At 61.3% G+C, this 20303-nt stretch carries 12 protein-coding genes and 1 pseudogene; 12 read left to right on the top strand and 1 reads right to left on the bottom strand.

What is annotated here, in order from left to right; all coding sequences use genetic code 11:
- Nucleotides 1–19 precede the first annotated feature (19 nt).
- The 10 genes from BLU15_RS25930 (at nucleotide 20) to BLU15_RS25885 (ending at nucleotide 11900) form a co-directional block, all read left to right on the top strand.
- Nucleotides 20–883, top strand: coding sequence for an FAD binding domain-containing protein (locus tag BLU15_RS25930; RefSeq protein ID WP_034791741.1), 864 nt, complete (start codon nucleotides 20–22; stop codon nucleotides 881–883).
- Nucleotides 880–1362: a (2Fe-2S)-binding protein gene (locus tag BLU15_RS25925; protein WP_089045346.1), complete on the top strand. Its 483-nt coding sequence runs from the start codon at nucleotides 880–882 to the stop codon at nucleotides 1360–1362. The genes BLU15_RS25930 and BLU15_RS25925 overlap by 4 nt, the downstream gene beginning before the upstream one ends.
- Nucleotides 1359–3665: a xanthine dehydrogenase family protein molybdopterin-binding subunit gene (locus BLU15_RS25920; protein ID WP_060529470.1), complete on the top strand. Its 2307-nt coding sequence runs from the start codon at nucleotides 1359–1361 to the stop codon at nucleotides 3663–3665. Before BLU15_RS25925 ends, BLU15_RS25920 begins: the two co-directional genes overlap by 4 nt.
- A gap of 2 nt (nucleotides 3666–3667) precedes the next feature.
- The gene (locus BLU15_RS25915; protein WP_371590072.1) at nucleotides 3668–4798 is read left to right on the top strand and encodes a CobW family GTP-binding protein; all 1131 of its coding nucleotides are present in this window, start codon (nucleotides 3668–3670) and stop codon (nucleotides 4796–4798) included.
- A gap of 401 nt (nucleotides 4799–5199) precedes the next feature.
- The gene (locus tag BLU15_RS25910) at nucleotides 5200–6123 is read left to right on the top strand and encodes an amidohydrolase family protein (protein WP_034791747.1); all 924 of its coding nucleotides are present in this window, start codon (nucleotides 5200–5202) and stop codon (nucleotides 6121–6123) included.
- A gap of 18 nt (nucleotides 6124–6141) precedes the next feature.
- Complete coding sequence (locus tag BLU15_RS25905) at nucleotides 6142–7086, top strand: amidohydrolase family protein (RefSeq protein WP_090299337.1); 945 nt, start codon at nucleotides 6142–6144, stop codon at nucleotides 7084–7086.
- 60 nt (nucleotides 7087–7146) lie between these two features.
- On the top strand, nucleotides 7147–8520 hold the full coding sequence (locus BLU15_RS25900; protein ID WP_060644062.1) for a UbiD family decarboxylase: 1374 nt from the start codon (nucleotides 7147–7149) through the stop codon (nucleotides 8518–8520).
- Nucleotides 8521–8524: 4 nt separating this feature from the next.
- Nucleotides 8525–9106, top strand: coding sequence for a UbiX family flavin prenyltransferase (locus BLU15_RS25895; protein ID WP_034791753.1), 582 nt, complete (start codon nucleotides 8525–8527; stop codon nucleotides 9104–9106).
- A 1-nt stretch (nucleotide 9107) separates the two neighbouring features.
- Nucleotides 9108–10046 (top strand): XdhC family protein, encoded by a 939-nt coding sequence (locus tag BLU15_RS25890; RefSeq protein WP_090299334.1) that lies wholly within the window; start codon nucleotides 9108–9110, stop codon nucleotides 10044–10046.
- A gap of 147 nt (nucleotides 10047–10193) precedes the next feature.
- Nucleotides 10194–11900, top strand: a complete 1707-nt coding sequence (locus tag BLU15_RS25885) for an adenylate/guanylate cyclase domain-containing protein (protein ID WP_090299471.1) — start codon at nucleotides 10194–10196, stop codon at nucleotides 11898–11900.
- Nucleotides 11901–12154: 254 nt separating this feature from the next.
- Here the strand turns inward: BLU15_RS25885 and BLU15_RS25880 are convergent, their stop codons facing one another.
- Entirely contained in the window at nucleotides 12155–16306 is a 4152-nt protein-coding gene (locus BLU15_RS25880; protein ID WP_090299331.1) for a PAS domain-containing protein, read from the bottom strand.
- Between the two features lie 354 nt (nucleotides 16307–16660).
- Between BLU15_RS25880 and BLU15_RS25875 the strand changes: the two genes are divergently transcribed.
- Both BLU15_RS25875 and BLU15_RS40115 read left to right on the top strand, forming a co-directional pair.
- A complete protein-coding gene (locus BLU15_RS25875; protein WP_090299468.1) occupies nucleotides 16661–19666 on the top strand; it encodes a PAS domain-containing protein in 3006 nt (1001 codons plus the stop codon).
- Nucleotides 19663–20295: pseudogene (locus tag BLU15_RS40115) on the top strand (response regulator transcription factor); the annotation flags it as partial. The gene BLU15_RS25875 and the pseudogene BLU15_RS40115, both read left to right, overlap by 4 nt.
- Between the last annotated feature and the right edge of the window lie 8 nt (nucleotides 20296–20303).

The following is a 20303-nucleotide window of genomic DNA, read 5'->3' as shown; positions in this document are numbered from 1 at the left end:
CCAACCCCAAGAGGATTCCATGAGACGCTTCGACTATCATCGGGCGGAAACGCTGGAGCATGCCTCCCGTCTTCTCACCGAGCTCGGCGACGACACATTCCTGTTCAACGGAGGCACGGACCTTTTGGTCGAGATCCGCGAACGGCTGCGCCGCGTGCGCAACGTCGTCGACATCAAGCAGATCCCTGGTTTGTCCGACATCACCTATGACGAGACGCGCGGACTGACCTTCGGTGCGCTGGTGACCGTCGGACGGCTGGAGAACCTGTCGCTGGTGCGCCAGCGATATCCGAACCTGCGTTCAGCACTCGCCTCGCTCGGCTCCATCCAGGTGCGCAACCGCGCGACCGTCGTTGGCAATATCTGTCGCGCCTCGCCGTCGGCCGATACCATTCCGCCCTTGGTGGCGGACGGCGCCTTCGTGCACATCTACAGCCGCACCAACATGCGTGTGGTGCCGATCTGCGAGTTCTTCACCGGCCCCGGCAGGACCGTTCTCGCCAAGGGCGAAATCGTTACCGGCATCACCGTGCCGCCGGCGGGTGACAATACCGGCAAGGCCTATCTCAAGCACGGCCGTCGAAAGGCGATGGAGCTGTCCACCGTCGGCGTCGCCGTCAGCCTGGCGATGGACGATGGCGTCTGCAGCGACATCCGCATCGCGCTCGGTGCGGTCGGCGCCACCGTTCTGCGCGCGCCGCAAGCCGAAGCCATGCTGCGTGGCACGAGGCTCGATGCTGAGACGGTCAGGAGTGCTGCCGACAGGGCGATGGAGGAATGCACGCCGATCAGCAACGTGCGCGCCAGCGCAGACTACCGCCGCGACATGGTCGGCGTCCTGACCGGTCGCGCCATCAAACAGGCATTGGAGACTTTCGCATGAAACGGATGGTCGAATTCACCGTGAATGGCGAGGCGCGCGAGATGGCCGTCGATGGCTGCTGCTCCCTGCTCGATGCGCTGCGCGACGAGGTCGGCCTCACCGGCACCAAGAAGGGCTGCGATGTCGGCGACTGCGGCGCCTGCACCGTGCTCGTCGATGGCGAGCCGGTCAACGCCTGCCTGATGCTTGCCGTGGAAGCCGAATGCCGTGCGGTCGAGACGGTCGAAGGGCTCCAGCCGGGTGTCGATCGACTGCATCCGCTGCAGGATGCCTTCATGCGGCACGGCGCCTCGCAATGCGGCTTCTGCACGCCCGGCATCCTGATGATGGCGAAGAAGCTCATCGACGACAATCCGCACCCGACTGACGAAGACATCCGCTTCGGGCTCTCCGGCAACATCTGCCGCTGCACGGGATACACCAAGATATTCGACGCGATCAAATCGGCCGCGCGCGAGATGGAGGCTGCAAGACCATGAACATGACCACCCCCATTGAACAGCGCGAGTTCAAGATCGTCGGCAAGAGCGTCAAGCGCGACGACGTGCTCGAAAAGGTCACGGGCGAGGCGCAGTATACCGGCGATATCAAGCTGCCCGGAATGCTGCACGGCAAGATCAAGCGCGCGGCGATCGCCCATGCGCGCATCAAGTCGATCGACGTCAGCAAGGCGCTCGCCTATCCGGGCGTCAAGGCTGTGCTGACCCACGAGACCGTGCCACGCGTGCTGCACTATGGGTCGCCGCATCCACGCTCGGCCTCCTGCACCAAGGACCAGTACATTCTCGACGACAAGGTGCGTTTCTGGGGCGAGGGCGTCGCCGCCGTCGCCGCCATCAGCGAAGAGATCGCCGACGAGGCGCTCGACCTGATCGAGGTGGAATACGAACCTTTGCCGGCCGTCTTCGAGCCGGAGGACGCCGCGCAGCCAGGCGCACCACTGATCCACGACGTTGGGCCGGGCGGCAATCTTGTGCTCGACCCGGTGCGCGTCAACCGCGGTGACATCGATAAGGGTTTTGCCGAGGCGGACTTCGTTCTCGAGGGCACATTTGCCGGCGGGCGGCCACACCCGGCCTACATGGAGCCGAACGTCTGCATCGCCGACTGGGACGGTTCCAACAAGCTGACCTTCTGGACCTCGACCCAGACCTCTTTCATGGTGCGCGGCATCCTTGCAGAAGTGCTCGGCCTGCCGCTCACCAAGGTGCGCGTGCTCGTCGACCATATGGGCGGCGGCTTTGGGGCCAAGCAGGACCTGTTCCAGCACGAGTTTCTCTGTGCGCTTTTGGCGAAGGAAACCCGCCGGCCGGTGAAGATGGAGTTCACCCGCCATGAGACATTCGTGGCCGGTCGTTCCCGTCACCCTTGCCGGATCTGGCTGAAGCAGGGCTTCAAAAACGACGGCACGCTCGTCGCCCGCGACATGAAGCTGGTCTACGATTCCGGCGCCTACGGGTCCCATGGCCCGGGCGTGACCATCGTTGGAACCACCGCCGCTACCTCGCTCTATCGCTGCGAGAACGTGCGGCTGGAGGGGCGGTGCGTCTACACCAACACCCCGATCAACGGCGCCTTCCGCGGCTACGGCGTGGTGCAGAGCTACTATGCGCTCGACATCCAGATGGACGAAGCGGCCGAACGGCTCGGCATGGATCCGGCCGAACTGAAGCTGAAGAACGTGGTGCGCGCCGGCGACATCGCGCCATCAGGCCATCCGATCCTCGGTCACGGGCTTGAAATCTGCCTCAAGCACGGCATCGACGTGCTCGACTGGAAGGCGCTTTGGAACCGCGACCGGGCTCCAGATCCGAAGCGCCCGCACATCCGCAAAGGGTGGGGCATCGGCTGCGAGATGCACGGCTCGTCTGCCTATCCCGGCATCAAGGAACAGGGCAACGCCACGGTGAAGGTCAACGAGGACGGCACGGTGACGCTGCTGACTGGCGCTGCCGGACTTGGCACCGGAGCCCATACGGCGCTGGCGCAGATCGTTGCCGAAGAGCTCGGGGTCCGCTTCGAGGACGTCGGCGTCATCCATGGCGACACGGACGTGGTTCCATGGGACATTGGGGCCTTTGCCAGCCACACGACCTACCTGGTCGGCACGGCCGCCAAGATGGCGGCCGGCAAGGTCCGCGCCGCCGTGCTCGCCAGGGCAGCGATGAAACTGCAGGTCTCGCCCGACGAGATCGACCTTTCCGAAGGCAAGGTCTTCCTCATTGCCGAGCCAGATCGCTCTATGACGGTGTCGGAGGCCATGGGGCCCTCACGTGGCATTCCTGCCGCCAATATCGTTGCCAACGGCACTTACGAGCCGACGAAATCCTACTCCTTCGCCGCACATTTCACCGAGGTGGACGTCGACACGGAAACGGGCATCGTCGAGGTCAAGCGCGTCGTGCCTGTGCACGACGTTGGACGCGTCATTCACCCGATCGCGGCGCAAGGCCAGATCGAGGGTGGCATCCAGCAGGGCATCGGCCACACGCTGACCGAGGACTACGTCATCGACAAGAAGACCGGGCGCTCACTCAATGCGGGCCTGGTCGACTACAAGATGCCGCTGTCGATGGACATGCCCGACATCGAGACGATCATCCTCGAGGCAGCGCCCGACCCGGGTGGTCCCTGGGGCGCCAAGGGTGTGGGCGAAGATCCGATCATCGCCATCGGTCCTTCCATCGCCAATGCCATCCACGACGCCATCGGCGTTCGCTTCCACCACTATCCGATCACACCGGAAGACATCCTGAAAGCCTTGAGGGAGAAGGGCGCATGAACATGCATATCGAACCAGCGAGCCAGCAGAAACTCCCGATCACGATCCTCACCGGTTTCCTCGGATCAGGAAAGACGACACTGCTCAACTACATTCTCACCGAGCGTCACGGTCACCGTATCGCGGTGATCGAGAACGAATACGGCGAAGTGGACGTCGACAGCGACCTGGTGCTCGCCTCGGACGAGGAAATCTTTCAGATGCAGAACGGCTGCATCTGCTGCTTCGTTGACGTGCGCAACGACCTGATCGACGTGATGAAGAAGCTCCTGAGCCACAAGGACAAGTTCGATCACATCATCGTCGAGACCTCGGGTCTTGCCGACCCGACGCCGGTCGCCACCGCCTTCTTCGTCGACCGTAGCGTGGCCGACGAGGTGGAGCTCGACGCCGTCGTCACGCTGGTGGACGCAATGCACATCGACCAGCATCTCTACGATCCGGTGCTCGACGGCAGCGACAACCAGGCGGTCAACCAGATCGTCGCGGCCGACCGCATCCTCGTCAACAAGATAGACCTTGCCGGGGAGGATGCCCTTGGTTCGCTGGAAACATCTCTGCGCAGGCTGAACCAGACAGCACCCATCCTCAGGTCCAGCTACGGCAAGGTGGATCTCTCCAACATTATCGGTGTCAAGGGTTTCCGGCCGTCCTATGTGCGAGAGCGGGCGGAAATTCTCGACATCGACATGGATGACGATCGCGATGCCGAGCACCATCATCACCATGATTGCAAGGAGCGGTGTTGCGACCATGCGCATCACGACCATGGGCACCACCATCATCATGACCATGGACGCGCGCACGCGACCCCCCTTCGGCCGCACCAGCATGACGCGACGGTGAAATCCCACTCCTTCGTCTATCCCGAAGCCTTCGACGGCGAGAAGCTTGCAGGTTTCCTCAAGGGCTACCTCGGCGAGCACGGCGACGACATTTTCCGCACAAAGGGCATCGTTTCCGTTGCCGGAGACGACCGCTTCTTCGTGCTCCAGGCCGTGCACAAGCTCGTCGATTTCCGCCCGGACCACGCCTGGGGCGAAGACAAACGCAAGTCGAAGTTCGTGTTCATCGGCCGCAATCTCGACCGCGAAAGTATCGACAGAAACTTGCGTGCATGCCTGGTGCCTTAGCAGCGAATCTCCACGCCGGACGGCGCTTGCGTAAGCCTTTCTGTCTGAGCCGCCCGCGCCCCTCCAGCGCGGGCGGTTGCTGCTGCTTTCAATGACAAAAATCGTTTTAAAAACAATTGTTTAGCTCATTTTTTGAGTTGACAATAATCGCGCGAAGTGGTTCCTTTGAAGGCGAGTAGAAGCACCGACAATTGCTCACCGTCTGTTGGAAGATGAGGCTGCGATGTCGATGCTGATCACCAAAGGAACACCCGGTTGCCCCGCCCTGGGAGCTTATGCGCCGGCCTGTTCCCTCCCTCTTCGGCATTTCCTGAGATCGCGGATCCAGGCCTGGCTTTGGCCGGCATGGCGTTCATCGCGCGGCCCCGCATCGACCGGACCCTCTAGGACAGGAGAAACCTATGATTATTGACCTGAGCTGCTATCCCACCGATCTGGTGGACCTGGCTTGGCGACACGACGGACCGCCGTTCACCGGCGACAAGCTGCTGAAGATGATGGATGGCCCCTACTATGTGAACGGCAAGCCGCGCCGGATCGACAAGGCCTTCATTCAGCCGCCGCAAGGCAACACCATCTACACCCACGAGGTGATGGATCTCGAGGGCAAGGCCGCCATCCGCCAGTACATGGCCTACACGGAAAAGATGGTGACCGAGCACCCCGACCGCTTCCTCGGCTGCTTCGTCTACAACCCGCGCTACGGCACCCAGAACGGCGCCGAAGAGATCGAACGCTACGCCAAGGAGTTCGATTTCAAGATGGTGCAGCTGCAGGCGAACATGCACGCCTACCGCCCGGACCGCGCGCTCGACTGGCTGCGACCGGCACTGAAGAAGTGCGCGGATCTCGGCCTGATGGTGAAGGTGCATACCGGTGACGGACCGTACTCGATCCCGACGGAGTTCTATCCGATCATCCGCGAGTTTCCGGAGGTCAACTTCATCCTGGCGCATTTCGGCGTTCAGACCGGCGGCGTCTACGTGTTTGAGCCGATGCAGATGGCACTCGACACACCGAGTGTCTACGTGGAATCCGGCTGGTGCCTGCAGTCGCGCATCGTCGAATTCGCCAAGGTTCTGCCCAAGCACAAGATCCTCTTCGGCTCGGATACGCCGCCGAACGAACCGGGCATGTGGATCAACCTCCTGGAGGTTCTCTGCCACGAGCCGCCGCAGGGCCTGAACCTCGATGAGGATACGCTCGAAGATTACCTCGGCAACAACGTCGCCCGGATGATCGGGCTGGAAGCGACGAAGCCACCGGCCACCGTCGAGGAAGCCGAGGCGTATCTGCGCCAGCACGGCGTCGCCCTTGCCGCGTAAATTTGAACGGAGTGAACAATGATCATTGATACCCATCTTCACCCGACCAACCTCGTCGACGAGGCGTGGCGTCACACGGGCGAGCCCTTCACCGGCGAGCGCATGCTCAAGCTGATGGACGGTCCCTACATGATCAACGGCAAGCCGCGCCGGATCGACATGGGCTTCATCCAGCCGCCGCCGGGCAACACCGGCTACCGCGACGGCAACCGCAAGGGTCGCGACGGCATTCGCGACTACATGGCCTATTGCGCCGAGCTTTGCCAGAAGTACCCGGACCGCTTTATCGGCAACTTCAACTACAACCCGCGCTGGGGACCTGAAAACGGCGCTGCGGAGCTGGAATTCCACGTCAAGGAATACGGTTTCAAGATGTTGAAGCTGCACGCCAACATGCACGGTTATCGCCCCGACCGCGCGCTTGATTGGCTGCGTCCGGCGATGAAGAAGTGTGCCGAACTCGGCGTCGTCGTGCTCATCCACACGGGTGACGGCCCGTACACCATCCCGACGATGTTTTATCCGATCATTCGCGAGTTCCCGATGGTGAACTTCATCATCGGTCACTTCGGCATCCAGACCGGCGGCAACTATTCGTTCGAGTCCTTCTGGATGGCGATGGATACCCCGAACGTCTATTGCGAGTCCGGCTGGTGCTTCCAGTCGCGCATCGTGGAGTTCGCCCAGCAGTTGCCGAAGAACAAGATCGTCTTCGGCACGGACAGCCCGCCGAACGATCCGGGCATGTGGCTGCGCGAACTGGAAGTGCTCTGCAAGGATCCGCCGCACGGCATCAACCTCTCCGAGGACGATCTCGAAGGCTATCTCGGCAACAACATCGCCAAGCTCGTCGGCATCGATCCGTCGCCGCCGCCGCGCGACCTTAGGGACTCTCAGGCGCGTCTGAAGGATAGCTATGCCGGTGTCGACCGGGCCACGGGCAAGCACAAGGAATTTGCCTGAGTAAAGACGACGGCGCCCATTCCGGGCGCCGTCACCCCCCAGTCGCGTCGAGGCTAAGATATGACCCAGTACCACAAGCAAGATGTCCGCAGCTTCCTCGCCGACTACAGGGCGGAGCACCCCGAAGATGTCATCACCATCGACCAGCCGGTCTTAGACGATCAGGATGCGACAGCGCTGATCTGGAACCTGGCTGAGCGGGGGCGACATCCCATGCTGCACCTGAAGGATGTCAGCGGCGTCGGCAGCGAGGTCCTCTGCAACATCTTTGCCTCACGCGATCGTATCGCCCGTCTGCTCGGTTCGACCGCCGACAGGTTGCACGAGGCCTATCAGGCGCGCGCCAACCGGCCGTTCACGCCGGAAGTCCTGAAGGAAGGTCCGATCACCGAGGAGATCGTCTCGGGTGATGCCGTCGATCTCAACGCGTTGCCGATGCTCAAGCACTTCGACACGGACCGGGCGAAATACATCACCAGCGGCATCATCATCGGCGAGCATCCCGAAACCGGCGTCGGCAATCTCAGCTACCACCGCGCGATGATCCATTCGAACAATTCGCTCGCCACCTCGCTGCATTCGCGTGGCCATCTCTGGCGGCTGATGAACATGGCCAAGGAGAAGGGCAGGCCGATGCCGGTCGCGATGGTCATCGGCGGCCATCCGCTCTTCATGATCGCAGCCTCTGCCCGACTTGCCTTCGGTGAAGACGAACGCGATGTCGCCGGCGGCCTGATGGGCGAGCCGCTTCAGGTGGTGCGGACGCCAAAGTACGGCATTCGTGTTCCCGCCCATGCCGAGATCGTGCTCGAAGGCGTGCTGGATCCCGAGGCGCATGTGGAGGAGGGGCCGTTCGGCGAGTTCACAGGCTATTCCTCCGACCGCTCGACCAACAACCTTTTCACCGTCGAAACCGTCATGCGCCGGCGCAATGCCATCCTCGTCAGCGTCGCCGGCGGCAATTCGGCCGAACACCTCAATCTCGGCCGCGTGCCGCGCGAGGCCGAGGTGGTGGAGAAGCTGAAGGCGCGCTTTCCCTCGATCACCGCGGTACACTACCCCTCGTCGGGCACGCATTTTCACGCCTACATCGCCATGAACCAGACGCGTGAGGGGGAGGCGCGGCAGGTCATGCTCGGACTTCTCGGCTGGGACCAGTACCTGAAAACCGTGGTCGTGGTGGACGCGGATGTCGATATTACCCGCGACAGTGAGGTGCTCTGGGCGCTTGCAACTCATTTCCAGCCGCACAAGGACGTCGTCATCATCGAAGGCCTGCCAGGCAATGCGCTCGACCCCTCCGCCAGCGGCATCGGCACGACCTCGCGGATGGGGCTCGATGCGACGCGCGGCCCGAATTTCCATGGCGTGCGCGCCCGCATCAGCGACGAGGCCTGCGCGCGCGCCGCAGCACTCCTGAAAAGCGCGGGATAGGGCGATGACGCATCCAAGACGCATGATCGTTGGCATTTCGGGCGCGTCGGGCGTGGTCTACGGCAAGCGCATCCTCGAACTGCTGCGTGACCTCGAGATCGAGACACATCTGATCATGTCGCGTGCGGCCTGCATCACCCTTGCCGCCGAGGCGACGTTTTCCAGACAGGACCTCGAAGCGTTGGCGACGACCACCCATTCCAACAAGGATATCGGCGCCGTCTGTTCCTCTGGCTCCTACAAGACGCTCGGCATGATCGTCGCCCCCTGTTCGGTCAAGACGCTGGCCGAGATCGCCACGGGCACGACGGACAACCTCATTTCCCGTGCGGCCGACGTGGTGCTGAAAGAACGTCGTCGCCTCGTCCTGATGCTCAGAGAAACGCCGCTTCATCTCGGCCATATCCGTAACATGGCGCATGTGACCGAGATGGGCGGCATCATCTATCCGCCTGTCCCAGCCTTTTACGCGAAACCTCAGAGCATCGAAGACATGGTCGACCACACCGTCGGCCGCGTGCTCGATCTCTTTGATCTCGATCCGGGTATCGTGCGCCGCTGGCGGGGAACGCAGGGAGTGGAGTGAGATGACGATCCGCATCGCCGCCGATCCGGAAACGAACGCGCCAGAACCGCGCGCTGCCTTCCTGTCGGACGATGCAATCGAAATACTGTCTTTCGCCGCTCGATCGCTCGAAGAGGGGCAGTCAACGGCCCTCATCACGCTCGTCGAAATTCGTGGCGGCGCTGCGCGCGCCCTCGGCGCGCAAATGGTCGTGCGCAGTGACGGTCTCTATTGCGGTTTCGTCTCCGGTGGTTGCACCGAAGCGGCCGTGGCTACCGAAACCATCACCGCTCTTGGAAAGGGCCTTGATCGCACGCTTCGACTTGGCGAAGGGTCCCCGTTCTTTGATATTGTCCTGCCCTGTGGCGGCGGCATTACCCTTGCGATCCATGTATTGGCGGACGCGGCAGTCTTGCGCCAGGCGCTTTCCACCCTCCAACGTCGCTCGCCGGTGGGTCTACGCTATCATCCTGGCAAGCGCGCCCTTTCGCTGCAGCACGGCAGCGAGGCAAGCGGCTGGTACGGCGAGAGTTTTGTGCGCGCATACCGGCCGAGGCCGCGCGTCATCCTCGCCGGCACTCCGCTCGAGATCGATGCGGTTGCCCGCGTTGCTGTTGCGGCCGGCTACGAGACAGTCGTGCTCGAGCGTGGGCAAGTGCCTTCGCCTGACGAACTAGACGGCGACACCGCCGTCGCGCTCCTCTTCCACGATGTTGCTCGCGAGTTGCCGCTGCTCGATGTGGCGCTGACGTCGAATGCGTTCTACATCGGCGCCCTTGGCAGCCGCCGGACCCATGCGAAACGCTGCCAGCTCCTGCGTGATTGCGGGGGAGATGAGCGTCTGCTTTCTCGCATCAAGGCGCCGATCGGCCTGTTCGACAAGGCGAGGGATGCACGTTCACTCGCAGTCTCGGTCGTGGCCGATATCGCACACGTGCGCCTGCGGCTCGACTGGATGTAGGTCTCCCATCCGAAGACAAAGGGCGCCGATAAAGTCGCTCAATCCTCGATGGAGGCGGAGGTCGCCTGGCATTACCTCTTGCGACTTGTTGACTCACTCGCGGTTGAACAATACCTTGCGAGCTCGGTCGCTAGGCTTGTCCTCAACATGACGGATCAATCTCTTCAGCGTCGCCTTGCCGCCATCGTCGTTGCCGATGTGGTGGGATATTCGCGCCTGATGGAGGCTGATGAAGTCGCAACGCTGGCGGACCTCAGGAAACTCCGTTCTGGCGTTATCGAGCCGGCTGTGATGCGTTACACGGGTCGCATCTTCAAGGTCATGGGCGACGGATTTTTAATCGAATTCGGTAGCGCGGTGGACGCGGTCGCAGCAGCGTTGGAAATGCAACGGGCCACCACTGCTGTCGAAGCTGCCGCAGACCGGCGCCTGCTTTTGCGTGTAGGGGTCAATCTGGGAGATGTCATTGACGACGGTTCAGACGTTCTCGGCGACGGTGTCAATGTCGCGGCGCGCCTAGAGACGCTGGCCGCACCGGGAGGTATCTGCATTTCAGCCAAAGTTCACGGCGAGATCGTCGGCAAGATCGGCGACCGTTTCTTTGATGCAGGCGAACGCTACCTAAAGAACCTGGCTCGCCCGGTCCACGTGTGGCATTGGCCGGATGCGCTGCAGAGCATATTGCCGCTGCCCGAATGTCCCTCGATCGCTGTATTGCCGTTCACAAATACGAGTGGGGATGAAGCGGACGCGCCTTTCGTCGACGGCTTGACCGAAGACCTGATCACCGACCTTTCCCGAACAGCTGGCCTGTTCGTCATCGCGCGCAATTCCGTGTACGGCTACAAGGGCAAGCCGGTTGACGTACGGCTTGTCGCCCAGGATCTCGGCGTGCGCTACGTCCTCGAGGGGAGCGCCAGACGCGCAATGGGTCGTGTCCGCATCAATGCACAATTGATCGACGCGCTTGGCGGCCAGCACTTGTGGGCCGACCGGTTTGACAGGACGGTGGAAGACGTTTTCGAATTACAGGATGAAGTTAACGCCAAGATTGTTGAAGCCCTCATCGGCCGACTGACCATCCCGACGCAGCGCAATCGGCCGAAGAATTTTGAGGCGTACGATCTGTGTGTGCGCGCCCGCCTGCTGACGGAAGAGTCGCCGCAAACTGCGCGTGAGGCTTATGTGTTGCTTCAGCGCGCGGTTGAGCTTGAGCCATCATATGCCGAAGCGCTCGGTCTGCTCGCCTATAATCGTTGGCTGGCCTGGACTCACTTCGGCGAGCCCGAAGATCCTAACCGTCAGATGGCGGTGACGTTCGCGCAGAAGGCCGTCGACCTGGACCCCAACGATGCCGGCTGCCGTTACGTTCTGGGAACTATTTTGGCTTATGAGCGGCGATGGGAGGAATCAGAAGCCGCCTTCGCCAAGGCCCTGGAGCTAGACCCCAACCACGCCGACACCTGGGCCGCCATGTCGGACATGTCCGTGCTGGACGGCAGGGTTGCCGACGGACTGGCACAGATTGAAAAAGCTCTGCGGCTCAATCCCTATCCAGCCTGCTGGTATCTTTGTCATCTTGGGCAGGCGCAATATGCCGCGCGTGACTATGAGGCGGCAACGGCTACACTGCGCAGGAAAGACACGTATCGTACCAACTCACGCAAATTCCTGGCTGCTACGCTTGCGCAATTGGGCCACCTTGAGGAGGCGCGGCGAGAAGCAGAATTGTTCCTGATCGCCCACCCTCATTTTACGATCGGCCATTGGCTCAACTCCCAGCCGCTGCGCGATGCATCTGTACGGGACCACTTTGCAGACGGCTTCCGAAAGGCTGGCCTGCCGGAGATGTGACAGCGGGGAGTAAGGGCAATCGGCCTGCGGGCAGCCTCATCGTTTTGACTAGCGACGTTATCGATGCCTATCGCGCACGGCGGCGTATCCAATCAGGACACGACGGTCGCCTTGGCAGCTATTGGCCTTGCGCGGACAGCGGACTCCTTACCGCTACAGGAGTTGCATGCGAACGCTATCGGCTGGCGGTGGTGAAGAACCATAGCGCCATACGCGACCGAGATCGTTTTGCAGGTGGTCCTATGCGGCAATCCTCACGCCGTTAGATTGGCTTCAATCGGCAGTGTAAAAACAAACGTCGATCCTTGGAGCTCGTTCATTTGTGCCCACAGGCGTCCGCCGTGGGACTCGACGATCGAACGGCAGATCGCCAATCCCATGCCCATGCCGTCGTTTTTCGTAGTGAAGAAAGGTTCGAATATCCTGTCGGGGTTTTTGACCCCCGTGCCGCAATCGCTCACGGCGATGCGGATTGCGTCTTCGATACGCGTCGCATGCAGGCTGACGATGCGCCGATCTGCCGTGGATGTCATCGCTTCTATGCCGTTTCGGATCAGGTTGACCAGAATCTGCTGAAGTTGCACGCGATCCATAGCGACCGGAGGAAGGTCGCTTTCGAGGTCAAGCTGGATGCGAACGCGGCGCCGCATAGCCTCCTCGGCCATAAGGCTGCGCACTTCGGCAACGACGCTGTCCACCGTTGTGCTCATCCCAGGTTCTACCGACCTCGTGAACAACGCACGGATGCGGCTCACGACGTCTGCGGCGGCGTTTGCATCGCGCGTAATGCGTTCCACGGTCCTTTGCGCTCGCGCAAGGTTTGGTGGCTCAACAGAAAGCCAACGTTGACACGCATGCGAATTTGTCACGATCGCTGCCAACGGCTGGTTCACCTCATGGGCGATCGAGGCGGAAAGCTCGGCGAGGCTGGCGGCCTGAGACGCACGCGCAAGACCATCGCGCGCGGCCCGCAAATCCTCCTGGGCTCGAACTTCGCTGTCGATGTCGATGCAAATGACGTTCCACTGGACGATCAGCCCATCGGCGTCCCTCATGGGCGCTGCCCGGGTCTCCACCCAGCGATACTCTCCGTCCGACCGGCGAAGCCGATGCTTCTGCGCATAGGGCGTACCGGTGGCCAGGGCATGGGCGCAGTTTTCATGGACCTGAGGCATATCGTCGGGATGGACGGCAGCACCAAGCGCGCCCGACGGTCGTGCTTCTCCCCACCCATCGGGCGCTTCCAACTTGTATCCCAGATACTCGCGAAGCTGTTCGCTGCGGTAGACAGGATCGCCGTTCGGGTCGGTGCATTCGACCATCGCAGGCAAGGTTTCAATGAGTTGTTGAAGCGAACGCTCACGCTCGCGCAAGACCTGTTCGACGCGGAGCTGATCGTCGATGTCGTGACAAATGCCGAACCATTGCAGGATCTGACCGTTGGCGTCCCGCAAGGGAGCGCCGCGGCCCGACATCCAGCGATAGACGCCGTCGGAACGGCGCAGCCGGTAGGTCAAGGAGAAGTTTTCGCCGGTGGCGAAGGCCTCTCTCAGCGTGGCATCCATCTTCGCTGCGTCGTCCGGGTGAAGCGCGGCTGTAATTGCAGCGGCGCGAACGCTGACCGATTCCTGATAGTCCTTCACGTCATGTCCGAGGAACTCGATCAGGCTCTTGCTGAAGAAGACCGGTTCCCCGTCCGTGTTTAAGCGCCAGAGTGGGCTGGGTACCATGTCGACCAGTTGCGAGAGTTCGCGCTCCCGATCGAAGAGCTGTTGTTGGACACGCACTTCATCGTCGACATCAATGGCAACGGCATACCACTGCACGATCGTCCCGTTTTGATCGCGCAATGGCTCGCAGCGCCCGTCGACCCAGCGGTACGCCCCATCAGCGCGCAGCATGCGATATCTGTTGGAGAAGGGTTCACCGGCGGCGAAGCCGTGCGTGGCGTTCTCCCGTACGGATGCGATATCGTCCGGATGGACGACAGAACGCATCATCGCGCCCGCGCGGGTCATGCCCGGCTTGTCCACGTCGATGGCATCGAATCCGAGGAAGTCTATCAACCGTTTGTTCATAAAGCTGAGTTCACCGCCGGAGGTCTGCCGGGCTATGAAGGCCGGTACCATATCGACGAGCAGGGACAACTCGCGCTCGCGATCGTGCAATGCGTTTTGAGCGCGCATCTGATCGTCGATATCGAGCGAAACGCCATACCACTCCTCGATCTCTCCTTCCTGATTGAGGCGAGGTTCGACCCGGCATTCCACCCAGCGATATCCGCTTTCAATTTCAAGCCAACGAAAGCGCAACGTTGCGCTGCTACCGGTCTTGAAACATCTTTGCAGTGTGTCTCCGACGGCTGCGGCGTCGTCGGGATGGATCAGCTTCTGAAGCAGAGTTTCGATACTCTGCTCTCCGTGCGCTTCGAAGCTTGCGACAACCGAGCGGAAGCGGTCCCTGAACTGTTTGTTGAAGTATACCGAGCCGGTCGATGGCGTCGCGCTCCAAATGCGGACCGGCACTGCGTCGATCATCCGTTGTAGCTGCCTCTGACTGCGGCGCAATGCGTCCTCGGCGTGCGTCAGATCATCGATGTCATGGCACATGCCGTACCATTGGACGATTTTCCCGGAGTGATCCCGCATTGGCTCTGCCCGGCTCGACATCCAGCGAAAGACGCCGTCGGCCCGGCGCAGGCGATATCGCATGGCAAAGGCCTCACCGGTTTCGAGGCAATTGCGAAGCAGATCGACGAACGCGCCTGCCTCGGCGGGATGCACGGAGGCTTCGACCATGGCTGCCAGCCGGGTTTTTCCCGGCTTGTCCGTGTCACAGATGTCCAGGCCGAGAAAGTCGACCATGCGCTTGTTGAAGAAGGTGGGCTCGCCATCCGGCGTCAAGCGCCAGACGTGGCTTGGCACCATGTTGACAAGCTGCAGCAGCTCCTGCTCCCGTTCGCGCAGTGCAGCCTGAGCGCTCACTGCGTCTTCGATGTCGACGGAAACGCCGTACCACTGCAGAATCGTTCCGGCTTCGTCACGTAAAGGGGTTGCCCGGCTCTCGACCCATCGATGGGGACCGTTTGCCCGCCGCTGACGGTACCTTCCTGCAAAGGTCGTACCCGCTTCGAACGCGCGTTTCAGCGCTTCGTCGGTGGCAATGCGGTCATCCGGGTGAATGTCCGTCAGGGATCGCTTGCCATTGGCCGCAATCAGATCCGTCAACGCCAACCCGGTCGTGTCGGTGGCCCACTTGTTGAGGTAGCTCGGCGTTCCGTCAGGCGTGGCGCTCCAGATGAGAGCCGGAACGGCGTCGGCCAAGCGTTGCAGCCGCAGTTCACTTTGCCGGGCGGTGAGCAGCGCCAGCTGGTGTTGCCTGGAAATGGCTGCGACGACAAGCGCCGAGAATGCGGAAATCACGAGGAAGAGCTGCAGCATGACCTGCTGCTGCCTTTGCGATGCGGCGTCACCGATAAACTGGCTGTCTCCGGATATCGTGAGCGCCATCGTAATCAGTGTCAGGAGCGTCAAGGCGACAGCAGCGCCTCGAAATTCGAAACGTGCGGCGGCCCAAAGCAGAAGCGGCAAAATGATATAGGGCGAGGGGAAGAAGTGAGCGCTCAAGGAAAGCACAGCAACGCCGAGGAAGATGAAACAGAGAACGGCGGCCTCCGTCCAGTGTGCCACGGACAGGCCGGTTTCACCGCGCCAGGAGCGGACGAGGACCAGCACCAGTGGCGCAACCAGCAGGATGCCCGTTGCATCTCCGATCCAGAATAGTGGCCACACCGATGCGAATGTCTGGGACTTCACGCCGAACCAGGCAAGGGTTGCACTCCCGACGGTCGCGCTTGCGAGGGGCGCTACTCCCGCACCCAAAACGACGAAAGCGAGGACCTGTTGAAGGGTTTCCAGCCGGACGGGACGGCCAATGGCGCTGCTGAGCAGCATCGCTCCGGCGGAGGCACAGAGCGCGTTGCCGACGAAGATCAAGAAACCTGCAGGAAGCGGGCTGTGAAACCACACGAGCTGGGCAAACATCTCGGCAAAGCAGCCGGCGATGATCCACCAGGGCCAGCTGTAGGCAGACGTGAGGATGAGTGTCGCCATGAACACGCCGCCGGGAGGCCAGATCGAGACGGTGATGCCCGGGACGATAGCAAGGACATTCGCAAATCCGCAGCCCAGCACGTAGGCGGCGAAGAACGCAACGAGATGCAACAGCTGCGGGCGGCTTGATCGAACCCGCCGCCATTGTGAAACCGGTCCGACCGGCAGTCGTTCGGTCGGCGCCCACGGCAACGCACTCCCCGCCGGCCCTGGCGACGTTCGCTCGAGCCCTTGCACCGGATGATCGACTGTTTCTGAATGGCTGTCGCTAATTGCTCTAGAAGCTGATTCCATCGGCTGCTCCGATCGGACAGAGAAAGCCTGGGCACCGTGGGGGCCCTACCAAGGCGCTGTAAACGAAGTCTGGCGGGGCGAACCAACCATTCCTCTAACCCTATCGCAATCACGGCCGTCCTGCAGCCTATGGAAGTCTATGAGAAGGCGTGCTGCCAAGCGAGTCCGGATGCTACTCTTCGCCTATGCTCAAGTACAGCTTAGAATAGACCGCTCAGTTGTCATAGATTTCCATAGGATGCAGGCGAGACGCGGCGAGAATAGGATGGCGGATAGTTTGCGCAGTCCGACTCTCGAGAACAACTGCTATGCAGAGCGCTGATAGTGGCTTTCCTCGTCCTGCAGGAGAAGGCAATGACGAAGGCGTTCGATTCACCTGACGAAATCGGGCTGAAAGCAATGCAGGCGGTGCGGATCATCGAAAGCGTGGTCGGCAACGCCTGGGCGGCGAATTCGGCCGGCGAGATCGTTTGCGTCAGCCCTGCGGTACTGTCGCGGCTGGCCTTGACGCTTGAGGAGTTCGGCTACCAGTCGGATGGTGGTCCGCTGGGCTGGAGGCGAATGATCCATCCGGATGATTACGAGCGGTCTATGGCGCTCTGGCGCTGGTGCCTTGAAACTGGCCAGCACTTCAACATCGAACACCGAACTCTGCGCGCAAGCGGCGCTTACGGTTGGAGTCGAACGTCTGCTCAGCCCTTGCGTGATGGTGAGGATGATATCCTTGGCTGGTACGGCGCGATCATCGACATCGAAACGTCTGCCGCCGCCGCTCGTTTTGTCGATACCGCGGAGGCGGCCGTACAGGAATTGCCAAGCTCATTGAGCGCAATTCACCCCGACGACCGAACCGCAGCGGCGCATGCAGCCGCGCGTGCATTCTGGACGGGCGTTCCGCAGGTAACGAGGCACAGGAAGCGCCAGCCCGACGGCAAGTATCGGTGGACGGAAACACGCGCCGAGCCCGGATACAGCGTCAGCGTCGATATCGATGAGTTGGTGACGGATCGCGAGCCTCGCATGGTTGCGGCATCCGATAGCGCTGGCGAACCAGAACCACTGCGGTCTGCGAGAGCTGTCGAGAGCATATTCGGCAACGGCTGGGCCTTCGATGCGCGCGGACGATGGATTTACCTGCATCCATTTGCGCAGAACTCGCTCGGCGTCACGCCGGAGCAACTGAACATTTCCGTTGACGAAGGTCACACGGCCTGGAAGCAATTGCTGCATCCGGACGACTATGAGCGGACCGCATCGGTATGGAATCGTTGCCTCGAAACGGGGGATGACTTCAACGTCGAGTTTCGCTTCCGCCGCGTATCGGGAAGCTATGTCTGGGCCAGAACCGCCGCCCGGGCCGCCCGCGACGCCCGAGGCCGCATCCTGGGTTGGTTCGGCATCGCGCTCGACATCGATGTTTACAAGAAGACCGTTGAAGCTTTGCGTGGCCGAGAGCTTGAACTCTCGCAACTTGTTGACATGGTCCCGGTTCACATCCGCCGACTGGGGCCCAACGGCGAACCGACCTTTTTCAACAAGCGCCTGCTTGATTTTTATGGGTGGAAAGATCTTGCACAGTTGGAAACAGCGGCTGGCAGCCGGCTGGCGACGGCGATGGAAATGCTCGTGCATCCGGACGACTCCGCGCGTCTCCTGGAAGCGGTCCGCCATTCCGTGGCGACAGGCGAATCCTACGGAATGAAGTATCGTTTGCGCCGCTCGGACGGCGTCTATCGTTGGGTCGAAGGACGCGCGGTGCCGCTGATCAACCAGGAAGGGGCGATCGTAAACTGGTATGCGATCTCGATCGACATCGATGACGAGATGCGTGCGCAGAACGCGTTGCGCGACCGAGAAAGGGAACTCTTACAGCTCGTCGACATCGTTCCCAGCCTGCTTTGGCGCCTGAACCGTCAGGGCGAGCCAACGTTTTTCAACAAGCGGCTGATGTGCTTTCTCGGTCTCGACGCTGCCAATTCCGAACAGCCAGACCCGGGCCGTCTGGCGTCCGCCTTCAGAGCGTCCGTGCACCCGGACGATGCTTCAGGCCTCGAGGAGGCACTGGGCCGGTCTGTCGCGACCGGCGAGAACTTCTCAAAACGGTTTCGCCTGCGCCGGTCGGATGGCGTCTATCGCTGGGTTGAAAGCAATGCAGAACCCTTGCGCGACGATAGCGGGCAGATCGTGCAATGGTACGGGCTGTCACATGATATCGACGACCAATTGCGCGTCGAAGATGCGCTGCGTGAACGGGAGCGGTCACTGTGGCAACTGGTTGAGACGTTGCCGGCGATGATCGACTGCGCCGCACCAAACGGCGAGCCGGTCTATCGCAGCCAACAGTTGCGGGAGTTTCTCGGGTATAATCTTGAGGACCTGGACGGAACGGCGAAGTCCCGGCTGGACGCAACGCTAGATGCCGGGGTGCATCCCGACGATGTCGCAGGCGTCAAGGAGAGGTATGCGCATTCCTTGGCCACGGGCGAACCATATGCGCGCAAGCATCGCCTACGGAGGTTTGACGGCGTTTATCGGTGGGTCGAGACCAGAGCGGCTGCCATGCGCAATCTGGAGGGTGCGATCGTCCAATGGAACGTAATTTGCCTTGATATTGATGGCGAGGTTCAGGCTGAGGACGAATTGCGACTTGCGCAAGAGAGACTTTCCAGAGCCAGTCAATCGGCGAGCCTGGCCGAGCTTTCGGCGTCAATCGCCCACGAGGTGAACCAACCATTGGCAGCGATCGTGGCCAATTCCAATGCCTGTCACCGTTGGTTGCTGGCTGAACCACCCAATCTCGAGCGGGCAAAGATAACTGCCGAACGCATTATCCGTGATGCCAACTCCGCCGCGGAAGTCGTCAGCCGCATCCGCGCCCTGTTCAAGCAGCGTGTCGAGCCTCAGAGCGATAGCGATCTCGTGAGCGCAATCGCCGAAGCCGTTCATCTCATCGCGGAGGAGGCCATGCGCCGTCGCGTTCGGGTCGACGTCGATATCGAGAAAACCCTTCCCTATGTTGCGGTGGATCAGGTGCATATTCAACAGGTTCTGGTGAACCTCATTCGCAACGGCATGGATGCGATGGACGCTGTGGCCCGCGACCGCGTCGTTCGTGTCCAGGTCCGTCGCGTGGGGGATTTCGTCGCGACGGAGGTCAGCGACATTGGTACGGGGGTCGAGTTTCCGGAACGAATATTCGAATCCTTCTTTACGACGAAAGTGAACGGAATGGGGATGGGTCTGGCAATTTGTCGTTCGATCATCGAGTCGCACGGGGGGCGGCTGTGGGCGCAAAACAATGAAACAAATGGCGCAACCTTCACGTTTACCTTGCCGATCGAAGTGGAAGCAGCGGCATGACGAACGAAGAATACACAGTTTTCATCGTCGATGACGACAATCGGATCCGCGAGGCCCTATGCGAGCTCTTGGCCTCACACGGCATCCAGGCGATCGCCTTCGGTTCGGCCGGAGACTATGTCAATTCTCAAAAACCGGACGCGCCCGCCTGCCTGCTTCTGGATATCGAATTGCCGGACATCAACGGGCTGGATCTTCAAAGCGAAATAGCCAAAGGGGAGCATCCGCCGATCGTATTCATAACCGGTCACGGAGACATCCGTTCGTCGGTGCGGGCCATAAAGGATGGCGCGGTCGATTTCCTGACCAAACCGTTTACCGACGCGGATTTGATGGCCGCCATTCATGCGGCCATTGCCGAGGACGAGAAAAGACGGGCCGAGCGCGCAGAGTTCGGAAAGCTGAGGCGGCGCTACCTTGACCTGACACCGCGCGAACGGGAGGTGCTGCCGCTGGTCATAAGCGGGCTGCTCAACAAGCAGGCGGCGGCAGAACTGGGCATCAGCGAGGTGACCCTGCAGATCCACCGGCGAAATGTGATGCAGAAGATGAAGGCAGGCTCCTTTGCAGACCTTGTGCGCATCGCCGAACGTTTGAAGATACCTGTTACCCATGCCCGCAAGACAGGCGTGAAATC

This window comes from Ensifer sp. YR511, assembly GCF_900103045.1.
GTDB classification, from domain to species: Bacteria; Pseudomonadota; Alphaproteobacteria; order Rhizobiales; family Rhizobiaceae; genus Ensifer; species Ensifer adhaerens.
The sequence above is the reverse complement of the archived record's forward strand: the minus strand, read 5'-3'. Positions and strand labels throughout refer to the sequence as shown.